Raw genomic sequence first — 13,271 nt, forward strand, 5'->3', positions numbered from 1 at the left:
CGCTTTTGCATTCCTCCGCGATTTCCGACTACCGTTCGCTTCAGCGTTCCTGCACCGGCGCCTGAACCCGCGCCTTCCACTGTCCGCCCTTGCCGCGCCAATAACGCACCGCCGACGCAAACGTCGCGCCGACATAGAACAATGCGATCAGCGGCAGAAACGGCGCCCACAACGGCGAGCGGCGGTAATAGCTCAGCATCGGCGCATACGCGCAACACATGGCGGCCCACGCGAGCCACGCGGGCCAGCCTGTCGGACCGAGCACCAGCGCGGCGACCGGCGGCATCAGATAGATGATCGTCATGCCGGCCAGCGTGCCGGCCAGCAGCAGTGGCGAGTAGCGCAGCTGCGTGAAGGCCGTGCGCGCGATCATGCTCCAGATCTCACGCCAGCTATCGTACGGACGCAGCGACACGCTGCGCGCCGCCACTTCCAGCCGGATCGGATGACGCCCCTTGCCGCGATGCTTGATGCGTGCGGCGAGGCTGCAGTCGTCGATCAGCTCGGCGCGAATCGACTCGATGCCGCCTGCTTCTTCCAGCGCGCTACGGCGCACCAGCATGCAGCCACCCGCGGCCGCCGCCGTCCGATTGCGCGGGTTGTTGACCCACGAGAACGGGTACAGCTTGGCGAAGAAGAATACGAAGGCGGGAATCAGCGCCTTTTCCCAGAACGAATCGCAGCGCAGCCGCACCATCAGCGAAACGAGATCGCGCTGTTCCGCGTCGGCGCGCGCGACGAGTTGCGCGACCGCGTCGGCGGGATGGCCGATGTCGGCATCGGTCAGCAGAAGGTAGTCCGCGGACAAGCCAAGCGTGCGCACGGCCTCGATACCTTGCGACTGCGCCCACACCTTGCCCGACCAACCGGGCGGCAGCGGCTTCGCGCTCAACACGGTCAGACGGTCCGGGCATTGCAACTGCAGGGCCGCGGCGCGAGCGGCGTCGGCGGTGCCGTCGGTGCTGTGGTCGTCGACGACGATCACGTGGAAGTCGCCCGCATAGTCCTGCTGAAGCAGCGTGGTCACCGCCTCTGCGATCACATCGACTTCATTGCGGGCCGGCACCACGGCGGCCACGGCCGGCCACGTTGCGCGCGGCGCGATGGTCAGCGGCGCAGCAGGACGCGCGCGCCAGAAACCGCCGCGCCCGAACAGCAGCACACACCAGATCAGCAAGGAGAGACACGACAGAAGAAACAGAACCACCGCCATTAAGCATTACCCTCGATTGAACGCGCTTGCACGCCGACGCGACGCGACAGCCACATCACCACGGTGCGGGCCGCGACCACGCACCAGTCAAACGTATTGAGCACCGGCCGCTCGTGAAACACGTCGTAGCCCGCGCTCTCGATGCGTTCGAGAAAGCGTAGGCCGCCGTGAACGGCACCGCATAACTCGATGCCCAGCCTGCCCGGAATCCGCAAGGCGAGCGGCGCGCCACGCACCAGCATCTCGCGCACGAACGACACTTCGTGCGCCATGAGCGCCCGCCAGTCTTCATCGGCAACTCCGCTGGCAATGTGCGCCTCGGTCACGTTGAAGCGCCGCATATCGGCGAGCGGCAGGTACACGCGGTCCTTTTTCCAGTCGGCGGAGACGTCCAGCCAGAAGCTGATCAACTGCGACGCCGTGCAGATCGCGTCGGCCTCGGCGAGATTCTCCGGCGTGGCCGCGTTGATCAGATGCAGCATAAGATGCCCGAGCGGGTTGGCCGAGTGACGGCAATAGTCGAGCAGCGCGGCGCGGTCGGCGAAACGGCCGGCGTCGATATCCTGGGCGCACCCCTGGAGCAGATCGTAGAACGGCGCGAGCGGCAGTTTATACTGCGCGACCACGCAGGCGAGCTTGCCGAACAACAGCGGATGGACTGGCGCCGCGCGTTGGTCCGCCACCGCGTCGAGGCCGGCGCGGAAGTCGGCGAGACGGGCATGCCGCTCGGCTGCGCTCCAATCGCCTTCGTCGGCGATGTCGCCCGCCGTGCGTACGACCTGATAGATAATGCCGATGGGCGCGCGCAGCGCCTTGGGCAGCAACACGCTCGCGACCGGAAAGTTTTCGTATTGATCGACGTCCATCCAGCGAGCCTTGAAACCCTTTTGTAATGCGGGCACCAGGCGCCGCGCGACTACGTAGTTTAAGGGTTCCGTCAAACCGCTGCAGCGTGCAATCATTACCGCTTCCACATTGCCATACCCGATGCTTGCCGCGCCGGGCGCCGTTCCGCTGTTGCGACGCCAGACCAACACCCGCCGGGCGCTGCCAGAGCAAAGCCCGGCTGATAGCGTTAGAATGCGCGTTTGGTTTTGCTGTACCGGCACGTCGCCGGGGCTCAAGACGTCAACTAATTAGATGATCGCGGCGATAAAGTCAGATTTACCGACTTCTTCGAAACCCGCGTCAGTCGGAGTTCGCCAACTTATGCGAGTCATCCTTGCTCAACCCCGCGGCTTTTGTGCGGGTGTTGTTCGCGCAATCGAGATCGTCGATCGCGCGTTGCAGCAACACGGCGCTCCCGTGTATGTTCGCCACGAGATTGTTCACAATCGGCACGTGGTCGACAATCTGCGCCAGAAAGGCGCGCGCTTCGTCGAGGAGCTCGACGAGGTGCCGCAAGGCGCCGTGGCGATTTTCAGCGCCCACGGTGTCGCTCAGACAGTTGAGCGCGATGCCGAAGCGCGCGGTCTCGACGTGCTCGACGCGACCTGCCCGCTGGTCACCAAAGTGCACGTGCAGGGCCGCCAGTATGTCGGCGCCGGCCGCACGCTGATACTGATCGGCCACGCCGGGCATCCGGAAGTGGAAGGCACGATCGGCCAGATTCCGGGCAAAGTGCTGCTGGTGCAGAGCGAGGCCGAGGTCGCGCATCTGGATCTGCCGCTCGACACACCGCTCGCTTATGTCACGCAAACCACACTCTCGGTGGACGACACGCGCGGCATCATCGACGCGCTGCTGCGCCGCTTCACCGATATTGTCGGTCCGGATACGCGCGACATCTGCTACGCCACGCAAAACCGCCAGGCCGCGGTGCGCGAGTTGAGCAAGGAGGTCGACGTGCTGCTGGTGGTGGGCGCAACCAATAGTTCGAATTCGAACCGGCTGCGCGAGATCGGCAGCGAAAGCGGCGTGGCGAGCTATCTCGTCGCCGACGGTTCGGAAGTGAAGCCGGAATGGTTTGCGAATGTGCAGACCGTCGGCATCACGGCCGGTGCTTCGGCGCCGGAAGAGATGGTCAAGAATGTAATCGATGCGCTGAGCGCATTGGGGCCTGTCGATGTCACGACGATGGCGGGCCGTGAAGAAAAAGTCGAATTCAAGTTGCCATCGAAGCTGATGCAACCACTCGCTGCACGCGAAGTTTAAGGAGGACGTCTTGTCTATTCCGCTGCTACAGAAAGTCCGGGTCGGCGCATACATCATGCGTCAGCATATGTCCGGGAACAAACGCTATCCGCTCGCCCTGATGCTGGAGCCGCTGTTCCGCTGCAACCTCGCCTGCAATGGCTGCGGCAAGATCGACTATCCGGATCCCATCCTGAATCAGCGTTTGTCGCTGCAGGAATGCCTTGAAGCCGTCGACGAATGCAATGCGCCGGTGGTCTCGATCGCAGGCGGCGAACCGCTGCTGCACAAGGAAATGCCGCAGATCGTGAAGGGCATCATGGCGCGCAAGAAGTTCGTGTACCTGTGCACGAACGCGCTGCTGATGGAAAAGAAGATGGACGACTACGAGCCGAATCCGTACTTCGTCTGGTCGGTTCACCTGGACGGCGACAAGCAGGCGCACGACCACTCGGTGTCGCAAGACGGTGTGTACGACAAGGCTGTCGCCGCCATCAAGGAAGCGAAGCGCCGCGGTTTCCGCGTGAACATCAACTGCACGCTGTTCAACGACGCCGTGCCGGAACGCGTTGCTGCGTTCTTCGACACGCTGGGCCCGATGGGCGTGGACGGCATCACCGTCTCGCCGGGTTACGCGTACGAACGCGCGCCGGATCAGCAGCACTTCCTGAACCGCGACAAGACCAAGCACCTGTTCCGCGAAATTTTCAAGCGCGGCAACAACGGCAAGAACTGGTCGTTCAGCCAGTCGAGCATGTTCCTCGACTTCCTGGCCGGTAATCAGACATACGAATGCACGCCGTGGGGCAACCCCGCGCGTACCGTGTTCGGCTGGCAAAAGCCGTGCTATCTGGTCGGCGAAGGTTACGTGAAGACCTTCAAGGAACTGATGGAAACCACGGACTGGGACAAGTACGGCACGGGTAACTACGAGAAGTGCGCGGACTGCATGGTGCACTGCGGTTTCGAAGCGACCGCCGTGATGGATACGGTCACGCATCCGCTGAAGGCGCTGAAGGTTGCCGTGCGCGGTCCGAAGACCTCGGGCGCGTTCACGAAGGACATTCCTTTGGACAAGCAACGTCCCGCCGAGTACGTCTTCTCCCGCCACGTCGAGATCAAGCTGGAAGAGATCAAGGTGTCGGGCAAGGGCAAGAAAGTGCAGACGGCGACGGCTGCAACTTAAGCGGTCGAAGGGGCGGCCTCGCGCCGTCCTTTGTCCTGTATGCAAAAAAAGCGCGGTGGCCAATCAGCCACCGCGCTTTTTTTATGCCTCGTGCCTCACACGGTGCGACGTGTGGGCCGTCAACCGCTGCCCAGCGCTACCCAGCGCTACGCGCATTGTGAGCGGTCAAAAACTTGATCAGCCCGTCGATCCCGCCTTTGGAAATCTGATCGGCGAATTGCGTCTGATACACCTGGATCAGCCACGCGCCCATCATGTTGATGTCGTAGACCTTCCAGCCTGCGGCATCTTTGGTCATGCGATAGTCGATCGCGTCATCGCCGCCATTGCTCAGCACGTGCGATTGCACGACCACGTCTTTGGCGCCCGCCGGCACGTTGACCGGCGCGAACTTAAACTTTACGTCCTGATCACGCAGCTGCGACAGCGAGGCCGCGTAAGTGCGCGTGAGCAGCAGCGTAAACTGCTCGTACAGCTGCTTTTGCTGGTCGGGGGTCGCGGTGGACCAGGCCTTGCCGACCGCGATGCGCGTGGTGCGCTGAAAGTCCGTGGCCGGCAGGAAGCGTGACTCGACCAGTTGCGTGATCTTCGCCATGTCGCCGCCGCGCGCCTGCGGGTCGGCCTTCATCGCCGCCACCGTGCCCTCGACAGCACTTTTTACCACCGCGTCGGGCGCGCTTTGCGCATATGCCGCGGTGGACACCACGGCCGCAGCCAGAAAAGCAGACAGATAACGTTTCATACGTTCGACAGAACCCGAAAGAAGTAAGCACCGCCGGGCTTGCAAGCACGCGGCGAAAGCAGGATAGACCAGTATACCGAGATTGCGTTCCCGCCCCGAAGAGCGTGTGCGGGAGCCGCACTTGCTACCGAACCGGGGGCTCGCCGCTCCGTCTCTGTATACTTGTGCACTTTCGTCAAAAACAACAACCGTGATAAGGCCAATTTCGCCTACATGCTGAAGTCATCTATTGTCCGTCTCGTCGCCTATTCAGTGCGTCATCCAATGCGGATCGTCGCGCTGTCGCTCGTGCTCGCCGTTCTGAGCGGTTTCTACGTTGCCTTTAACTTCAAGATCAACACGGACATCAGCCGTCTCATCGAGAACGACAAGCAATGGTCGGCGCTCGAACATGCCGTGGACGTGGCCTTCCCGGATCGCGGCCAAACCGTGCTGGTGGTCGTCGAAGCGCGCGCGCCGGAATTCGCCGACGCCGCCGCGCAAGCCCTGACCACCGCCCTCAAGGCCGATCCCAAGGAATTCGTCGCGGTTTCGCAGCCGGCCGGCGGCCCGTTCTTCGAACACAATGGCCTGCTGTTCCCGTCCCTCGACGAGGTCATGTCGACCACCTCGCAGTTGGTCCAGTCCCGCCCGCTCGTCAATGCCCTTGCCCACGATCCGAGCCTGACCGGCCTTGCCGGCACGCTGACCACGAGCCTGTTGCTGCCGCTTCAACTCGGCCAGGTGAAGCTTGGCGACATGAGCCATCTGCTGTCGCAAAGCGCGACCACGCTGGACCGCGTGCTGGCCGGCCAGCACGCCGCCTTCTCGTGGCGCGCGCTGGTCGACAAGAGCGCGGCCGCCGAGCCGGCGCGCGCCTTCGTCATCGTGCAGCCGGTCGTGAACTACGATGCGCTCGAGCCGGGCGCGTCGGCGTCGAAGTCGATCCGCGACACCGCGGCCGCGCTGCACCTCGACTCGCGCTACGGCGCCACCGTCCGTCTGACCGGCGAACAGCCGCTCGCCGACGAAGAGTTCGCTTCGGTCAAGGACGGCGCGGTGCTCAACGGCATCGGCACCTTCATCGTCGTGCTGATCATTTTGTGGCTGGCGCTGCGCTCGGGCCGCATGATCGCCGCCGTGTTCATCACGCTGTTCGTCGGGCTCGCGATCACCGCGGCGCTCGGCCTGATGCTGGTGGGCGCGCTCAACATGATTTCGGTCGCCTTCATGGTGCTGTTCGTCGGGCTCGGGGTCGATTTCGGCGTGCAGTTCGGCGTCAAGTATCGCGAGGAGCGCAATCGCGACAACCGGCTTTCCGCTGCGCTGATGCACACGTCGCATAGTATCGGCGTGCCGCTCACGCTCGCCGCGGTCGCGGTCGCGCTGAGCTTCTTCTCGTTCCTGCCGACGGCTTACCGCGGCGTGTCCGAGCTGGGTGAGATCGCGGGCGTCGGCATGTTCGTCGCGTACTTCACCAACATGACGCTGCTGCCGGCCCTGCTGAAAATCTTCCGACCGCCCGGCGAAGCCGGTTCGCCAGGTTTCAAGCAGCTCGCCCCGGTCGACGATTTCCTCGCTCATCATCGCAAACCGGTGCTGATCGGCACGCTGATTGTCGTGATCGGCGCCACGCCGTTGCTCACGCATCTGCGCTTCGACTTCAACCCGCTGCATTTGAAGGACCCGCATACGGAGTCGATGGCGACGTTGTTGTCGCTCAAGGATTCGCCGGAGGCCGCGGTCAACAATGTGCATGTGCTGGCGCCCTCGCTCGCCGACGCCGACCGCATAGCCGACCATTTACGTACGTTGCCGGAAGTAGGCCGCGTCACCACGCTCGACACCTTCGTGCCCGCCGATCAGCAACAAAAGCTGATGCTGATCGCGAGCGCCGCGCAGCAGCTACTGCCCGCCTTGCAGCAACAGCCCGCGCAACCGGCAACGGACGCCGTGCGCGTTGCCGCGCTCAAGCGCGCGTCGAACCAGCTCTCGCTTGCCGCCGACGATCACCCGGGGCCGGGCGCCGCCGAAGCCAAGCATCTGTCCGCCACATTGCAGAAGTTGGCCGCCACCGATGCCGCCACGCGCGACCGCGCCGAAACCGCAATGTCGGACACGCTGCGCATCGCACTGAAGCAGTTGGCCAACCTGCTGCAACCCACCGAGATCACCCGCGAGAATTTGCCCAAGGAAATCTCCAAGGGCTGGGTCTCGAAGGACGGCCGCGCTCTCGTGGACATCGCGCCGAAGGTGAAACCCGGCACCGATCCGAACGACGACGTCATGCTGGCGCACTTCGCCCACGCCGTGAAGAAAGCGGAGCCGGGCGCGATCGGCGGGCCGATTTCGATCCTTCATTCGGCCGACACCATCATCAAGGCGTTCCTGCAGGCCGCGGGCTACGCGCTCGTGTCGATTGCGATCCTGCTGTGGATCGCGCTGCGGCGCGTCAGCGACATGTTGCGCACGCTGGTTCCGTTGCTGGTATCCGCGCTCGTGACGCTCGAGTTGTGCGTGGTATTCGGCATGCCGCTGAACTTTGCGAATATCATCGCTTTGCCACTGATGCTCGGCGTCGGCGTAGCGTTCAAAATCTACTTCGTGATGGCGTGGCGCCACGGTCAGACCGGCCTTCTGCAGTCGAGCCTGACGCACGCTGTGCTGTTCAGCGCGGCGACCACGGCGACCGCGTTCGGCAGCCTTTGGCTGTCGCACCATCCGGGAACGTCCAGCATGGGGCGCTTGCTGGCGCTCTCGCTGTTTTGCACACTGGTCGGCGCAGTGGTGTTTCAACCCGTGTTGATGGGCAAGCCGCGCTCACGTCGCGCGAAGCAAAAAGGAATATAAGCATGAAGCTGCGTAACGCCGCGCTGGCGCTCGTCGCCACCGGTTTGATCTCCGGCTGCGCCACCGGCCCCGACCGCAAACCCGGCGACCCGTTCGAACCGATGAACCGGGCCGTGTTCAATTTCAACGACGGCGTGGATCGCTACGTCGCTGTTCCAGTGGCGAAGGGTTACCAGAAGGTGACGCCGCAACCATTGCGCACCGCCGTGAGCAACTTTTTCTCGAATCTTGGCGACCTGACCAACGCCGCGAACGCGCTGCTGCAGCTGAAGTTCACCGACGCGACCGAGGACTTCGTCCGTTTCGCGTTCAATTCGACTTTCGGCCTGGGCGGGCTGCTCGATTGGGCGACGCCTGCCGGGCTGCCCAAGCATCATCAGGATTTCGGCCTGACGCTGGGTCATTGGGGCATTCCGTCGGGCCCGTACCTGGTGCTGCCGCTGTTCGGGCCGAGCACGGTGCGTGACAGCATGGGGCTGATCGTCGACGTGAAGTTCAACCCGCTGAACTACATGGAGCCGGCGGTGCGCAATCCGCTCTACGTGCTGCAGTTCGTGAGCGTGCGTTCAGACCTGCTGGGTGCGTCGGACCTGTTGCAACAAGCTGCGCTGGACAAGTACTCGTTCGTGCGCGATGCCTATACGCAGCAACGCCGTGCCCGTCTGCGCGGCACGAGCGACAACGCAGCGCCCCTGCCGAACTATGACGATCAGGGCGATTCCGGCGCCTCGGAGGCACCCGCGGCCGGCGCGCCCGCCGCAGGGGCTTTGCCGAACTACGCGGATCCGGGCGACGCCGCGGAAGCGCCGAAGGCGGCCTCCGGCGCTGCCACGGGCGCACCGGCAGGCGTGCCCAACTACAGCGATCCAGGCGAAACGCCCGCGAGCGGCGCGGCAGGTTCGACGCCGACCGCGCCGGCTGCCGCGCCCAACGGCGCTTCGGGCACGCCCGCACCGACGCCGCCCGCCGCGCCGGCCGACAGCACGCAGCCGGCTTCAGCACCGGTGACGCAATAAGTATTGGGATTTTGGACGGGCGCCCAGAACGGGCGCCCCGTAAAGCCGAACTCGACGCTGGCACAGAAGCGGACGGGTTGACGCTTGCCGCTTCGGCGCACAACGCGCGCGACGCGTTTCAGGCGATAGCCATGCGAAAAGCGCCCGCTTCCTCGATCGCACGCCGTGCGTGGACCAGCGAGAGGCGCGCCGCCCGGGCATCGACGGCAAGCTGGATCAGCGCGCCGAGTTGTGAAGGTTGTCGCATCAATTCCCGCAGGATCGGCCCCAGCGCTGTGCTGCCGTCATCGCGCAGGCCGGCGGTTGCCGCGGAAGGCAGCGTGCGCCACGCCGGATCGACAATCGCGCGGCACACGGCAAACGGCACGCCATGCGCGGCAGCCTTCGCCCCGGCGATGTGCGATTCCATATCCACCCCCAGAGCACCGTTCGAGCGATGCAGCGCGTCCTTATCGCCCGCGCTCACCAGAGGTGCGGCGACGGCCGCCATGAGACCGCGCCGCAAACGCGTGGAGAGCGGCCCAACGGCCAGTGCGGCCGCGAGCCTGTCCGACCATGGCCGATCGGTCGGGAGGCGCCCAAACGGTCCCTCGACCGCGTCAGCGACGATCAGCGAGCCCGGCTCCAGATCCGGCGCCAAACCGCCCGCCGTGCCGAAACTGACGATACCCGAACAGCCGCGTTCGACCGCCGCGCTCAACGCGCGCTCCAGCAGATCGGCGCGCGCCGCGTAGACGACCTCGACGCCTTCGCCGCGCGCGATGCGGGCTTCGAACGCCATGCCGGTCACCACGATCACCGGCAAGGGACTGCGGCCGTCATCGGCGGACAGGCTGGGGGAAAGCGGCATCCGTCACATCCCGACCGTGACGCGCGTGAGGCCGTTGCGCTTCAGATGGCGGAAGCGCGCCAGCGCCCACAACGGGAAGAACTTGCGATAGCCGTGATAGCGCAGATAAAACACGCGCGGGAAACCGGTCGCGGTGAAGCGGGTTTCGTCCCACAGGCCGTGCTCGCGCTGCTCACGCTCCAGGTAGGCGACGCCGCGCGCCACCGCTTCGTGATTCACTTCGCCGGCCGCCATCAGACCCATCAGAGCCCACGCGGTCTGCGATGCCGTGCTCGGCGCGCGCTCGTAGCCGTGGTAGTCGAGCTTGTAGCTCTCGCCGCCCTCGCCCCAGCCGCCGTCTTCGTTCTGGATCGACAGGAGCCACTGCGCCGCGCGCTTCATGCGCGGGTCGTCGTGTGGCAGGCCGGCAGCGTTCAGCGAACACAGCGCGGTCCACGTGCCATAGATGTAGTTCAAGCCCCAGCGGCCATACCAGCTACCGTCCGATTCCTGCTCCTTCAGCATGTAGTCGAACGCGCGCTGCGCCGGCTCGCTGTTCTGCGGCAGCTCGCCGAGTTGCGCGAGCATCGACAGGCAGCGGCCCGAGACGTCCGCGGTCGGCGGATCGAGCAGGGCGCCGTGATCGGAGAACGGAATGTTGTTCAGGTAGTACTGCGTGTTTTCCGGTTCGAACGCGCCCCAGCCGCCATCGCTGCTCTGCATGCCGACCACCCATTCGCGGGCGCGTGCAATCGCTTCGCGATCGACGTCCGATTGCGTTACCGTTGCCGAGCGCTGCATTGCCATGGCGACCACCGCCGTATCGTCGACGTCCGGGTAATGCGCGTTGTTGTACTGGAACGCCCAGCCGCCCGGCCGCACATTGGGACGACGCGAAATCCAGTCGCCGCGCACATCGAGAATCTGCAGCGGACGCAGCCAGGCGAGTCCGCGTTCGGCGGCCTGTTCAGCGTGCGCCTCGCCGGTTTCGAGCAGCGCATGCGCCGCGAGCGACGTATCCCACACCGGCGACAGACACGGCTGGCAATATGCTTCGTCATCCTTGATAACGAGCAGCTTGTCGATCGACTGGCGAGCAATCGCGCGATTCGGATGATCGGCCGGGTAACCGAGCACGTCGTACATCATCACCGAATTCGCCATGGCCGGGAAAATCGCGCCGAGACCGTCTTCACCGTTCAACCGTTCATCGACGAAAGCCACCGCTTCGCGCACCGCGCGCTCGCGCGTCGCCTTCGGGAACAAACCGTCGACGGCGCGCAGCAGCACGTCCACGCCACTGAAGAACCGGAACCAGCCGACATGCTGATGCGGCGCCCGATCGCGCGGGCCGGTGTTGACCGGCGCACCGCGAAAGAGCTCGTCGATGCGCACACGGCGCGGGTTGCGCGCCACCGGCCGCTTCGCATTCAACACGAGCAGCGGCACGATCACCGTACGCGCCCAGTACGACACCTTCGACAGATGGAACGGGAACCACATGGGTAACAGCATGATCTCGACGGGCATCATCGGCACCGCGCGCCACGACACCACGCCGAACAGCGCGAGCAGAATGCGCGTGAAGACGTTCACGGTTTCGGCGCCGCCGTGGGCGAGAATCGCCTCGCGCGCGCGCACCATGTGCTCGGCGTCGGCCGGATCGCCGATCATCTTCAGTGCGAAATACGCCTTCACGCTGGCGCTGATGTCGAGCGCGCCGTCGGTGAACAGCGGCCAGCCGCCGTCGGCCAACTGGATGCGGCGCAGATAGCGGGCGATCTTCTGTTCCAGTTCCACGTTCGGCGTTTCGCCGAGATAGTGGACCAACAGCACGTATTCGGCGGGAATCGTCGCGTCGGCTTCGAGTTCGTAGACCCAGTGGCCGTCCGGCTTCTGCGCGGCGAGAATCGCATCGGTCGCGCGTGTGATCGCGGCGTCGAGCGACGCTGCGGGCGTTTCGCCCGCCATACCCGGCGCGGGCGCGCTCGGCGCTGCGGGGGCGAAATCGGGCAAGACGGCGTCCAGCGGCTGGGCTTGAGATAAATCGTTCATCGGCGTTCCATCGGTTCATTCAGCAACGTATCCGCGGCCTTCTGGCCGGAGCGGATCGCGCCTTCAATCGTCGCGGGCAGGCCGGTAGCCGTCCAGTCGCCCGCGAGCATCAGGTTATTCCAGCGAGTGCGCGCGCCGGGACGCCGCGTTTCCTGATCCGGCAGCGCGGCGAAAGTCGCACGTTTTTCCACGACGACTTGCCAGGCCGGCATCGGCGCGACCGGCAAACTGGCCGCCTGCGCCACTTCGGCCCAAACGGTGGCGGCGAGGGCTTCATGCGGCGTGTCCAGCAGGCGCTCAGCGCCGTTCACGGTCACCGACAAGCGGCCTTCAAAGGCGAACAGCCACTCTGCCGTGCCGTTGAGCAACCCGGTGACCTGCGGCAAACCAAACGGCGGCTCGACCGCGAAATGCACGTTGACGGTCGCCGCGAAGCGCGTCGGTGCGCGCAATCCCTGCACGAGGGTCTGCGCGATGTCCGGCGGCACCGCCAGAATCACCGCATGGTTCGCGTCGAGCGTGACGCTTTCGTCGGCGAAATGCAGCGCTTGCACGCGGCGGTTGTCGGCGGCAAAGACGATTCCGTCAAGGCGTGAACCCAGCCTGATCGCCGCGCCGCCATGTTGCAGCAGGCGCAACGCCGGATCGACGAACGCGCTGCCCAGCCCGTTGCGCGCCACTAGCGGCCGGCACGCGAGGCCGCCGGCAAGCAGGGCTTCGCGCACCATGGCGCCCGTCAGTTCCGCCGACGCATCGCGCGGCTCGACGTTCAGCATCGCGTGAAACAGCGGCCGCAGCAGACGGTCCCACAACGGACCGTTGCAACGCATGGTCTGGGCGACGCTGCGTCCTGGCCTCGCCAGCAGAAGCGGCGCGAGCGCCAGATAATCGCCCGGCCCGGTGTTCGGTACGCGCGCGTTCGAATCGAAGACCCACCATGGCAGATGTCCCGGCGACAGCCGCACGGTCCAGCGAGCCCGCGTGGCCAGATCCACGAACGGATATTCCGGCTGGGCCGGGCCGACCAGTTCGTCGGCGGCGCCGATCGCCCGCGCGTAGTTGAGCGTCGCAGTATTGCCCGACACCAACATGTGATTGCCGGTGTCGAGCGTCGCGCCCAGCTTGGCATCGTAGTACGAACGGCAACGGCCGCCCGCCTGGGCAGCCGCTTCATGTAGCACGACGTGCGCGCCGCGCCGCTGGAGCTGCACTGCGGCGGCCAGGCCGGCAAGGCCTGCGCCGACCACATGTACGAGCTTTTGCATCAG

10 protein-coding genes are annotated in these 13,271 nt (G+C 65.1%); 4 read left to right on the forward strand and 6 right to left on the reverse strand.

Annotated features, from left to right (window positions below):
- Positions 1-40: 40 nt before the first annotated feature.
- Complete coding sequence (locus tag B0G82_RS26175) at positions 41-1,213, reverse strand: glycosyltransferase (protein ID WP_121309537.1); 1,173 nt, start codon at positions 1,211-1,213, stop codon at positions 41-43.
- Positions 1,213-2,079 (reverse strand): squalene synthase HpnC, encoded by an 867-nt coding sequence (hpnC, locus tag B0G82_RS26180; RefSeq protein WP_121310857.1) that lies wholly within the window; start codon positions 2,077-2,079, stop codon positions 1,213-1,215. Before hpnC ends, B0G82_RS26175 begins: the two co-directional genes overlap by 1 nt.
- Positions 2,080-2,422: 343 nt before the next feature.
- Here hpnC and ispH point away from each other — a divergent pair, with 343 nt between their 5' ends.
- Together ispH and hpnH are read left to right on the forward strand one after the other, a co-directional pair.
- On the forward strand, positions 2,423-3,367 hold the full coding sequence (ispH, locus tag B0G82_RS26185) for a 4-hydroxy-3-methylbut-2-enyl diphosphate reductase (RefSeq protein WP_106281469.1): 945 nt from the start codon (positions 2,423-2,425) through the stop codon (positions 3,365-3,367).
- A gap of 10 nt (positions 3,368-3,377) precedes the next feature.
- The gene (gene hpnH / locus B0G82_RS26190; protein ID WP_106281471.1) at positions 3,378-4,532 is read left to right on the forward strand and encodes an adenosyl-hopene transferase HpnH; all 1,155 of its coding nucleotides are present in this window, start codon (positions 3,378-3,380) and stop codon (positions 4,530-4,532) included.
- Between the two features lie 136 nt (positions 4,533-4,668).
- Here hpnH and B0G82_RS26195 read toward each other — a convergent pair whose 3' ends face one another.
- Positions 4,669-5,274 (reverse strand): ABC transporter substrate-binding protein, encoded by a 606-nt coding sequence (locus tag B0G82_RS26195; RefSeq protein WP_116146589.1) that lies wholly within the window; start codon positions 5,272-5,274, stop codon positions 4,669-4,671.
- A gap of 213 nt (positions 5,275-5,487) precedes the next feature.
- Here B0G82_RS26195 and B0G82_RS26200 point away from each other — a divergent pair, with 213 nt between their 5' ends.
- Both B0G82_RS26200 and B0G82_RS26205 read left to right on the forward strand, forming a co-directional pair.
- A complete protein-coding gene (locus B0G82_RS26200; RefSeq protein WP_121310859.1) occupies positions 5,488-8,103 on the forward strand; it encodes an MMPL family transporter in 2,616 nt (871 codons plus the stop codon).
- A gap of 2 nt (positions 8,104-8,105) precedes the next feature.
- Complete coding sequence (locus B0G82_RS26205; protein WP_121309538.1) at positions 8,106-9,119, forward strand: VacJ family lipoprotein; 1,014 nt, start codon at positions 8,106-8,108, stop codon at positions 9,117-9,119.
- 118 nt (positions 9,120-9,237) lie between these two features.
- Here the strand turns inward: B0G82_RS26205 and B0G82_RS26210 are convergent, their stop codons facing one another.
- Genes B0G82_RS26210 through hpnE form a run of 3 tightly spaced genes read right to left on the reverse strand, consistent with a single transcriptional unit; the run spans position 9,238 to position 13,268 of the window.
- The gene (locus tag B0G82_RS26210) at positions 9,238-9,969 is read right to left on the reverse strand and encodes a phosphorylase (protein WP_121309539.1); all 732 of its coding nucleotides are present in this window, start codon (positions 9,967-9,969) and stop codon (positions 9,238-9,240) included.
- 3 nt (positions 9,970-9,972) lie between these two features.
- On the reverse strand, positions 9,973-12,003 hold the full coding sequence (gene shc / locus B0G82_RS26215; protein WP_121309540.1) for a squalene--hopene cyclase: 2,031 nt from the start codon (positions 12,001-12,003) through the stop codon (positions 9,973-9,975).
- Positions 12,000-13,268, reverse strand: coding sequence for a hydroxysqualene dehydroxylase HpnE (gene hpnE, locus B0G82_RS26220; protein ID WP_121309541.1), 1,269 nt, complete (start codon positions 13,266-13,268; stop codon positions 12,000-12,002). Before hpnE ends, shc begins: the two co-directional genes overlap by 4 nt.
- Positions 13,269-13,271 lie beyond the last annotated feature (3 nt).

Source organism: Paraburkholderia sp. BL17N1, assembly GCF_003634175.1.
Taxonomy (GTDB): Bacteria; Pseudomonadota; Gammaproteobacteria; order Burkholderiales; family Burkholderiaceae; genus Paraburkholderia.

Bases quoted from the DNA above. Each gene is read 5' to 3' on its own strand.
- B0G82_RS26175 (WP_121309537.1), bottom strand. From the start codon at position 1,213: ATGGCGGTGGTTCTGTTTCTTCTGTCGTGTCTCTCCTTGCTGATCTGG.
- hpnC (WP_121310857.1), bottom strand. From the start codon at position 2,079: ATGGACGTCGATCAATACGAAAACTTTCCGGTCGCGAGCGTGTTGCTG.
- ispH (WP_106281469.1), top strand. From the start codon at position 2,423: ATGCGAGTCATCCTTGCTCAACCCCGCGGCTTTTGTGCGGGTGTTGTT.
- B0G82_RS26195 (WP_116146589.1), bottom strand. From the start codon at position 5,274: ATGAAACGTTATCTGTCTGCTTTTCTGGCTGCGGCCGTGGTGTCCACC.
- B0G82_RS26200 (WP_121310859.1), top strand. From the start codon at position 5,488: ATGCTGAAGTCATCTATTGTCCGTCTCGTCGCCTATTCAGTGCGTCAT.
- B0G82_RS26205 (WP_121309538.1), top strand. From the start codon at position 8,106: ATGAAGCTGCGTAACGCCGCGCTGGCGCTCGTCGCCACCGGTTTGATC.
- B0G82_RS26210 (WP_121309539.1), bottom strand. From the start codon at position 9,969: ATGCCGCTTTCCCCCAGCCTGTCCGCCGATGACGGCCGCAGTCCCTTG.
- shc (WP_121309540.1), bottom strand. From the start codon at position 12,003: ATGAACGATTTATCTCAAGCCCAGCCGCTGGACGCCGTCTTGCCCGAT.
- hpnE (WP_121309541.1), bottom strand. From the start codon at position 13,268: ATGCAAAAGCTCGTACATGTGGTCGGCGCAGGCCTTGCCGGCCTGGCC.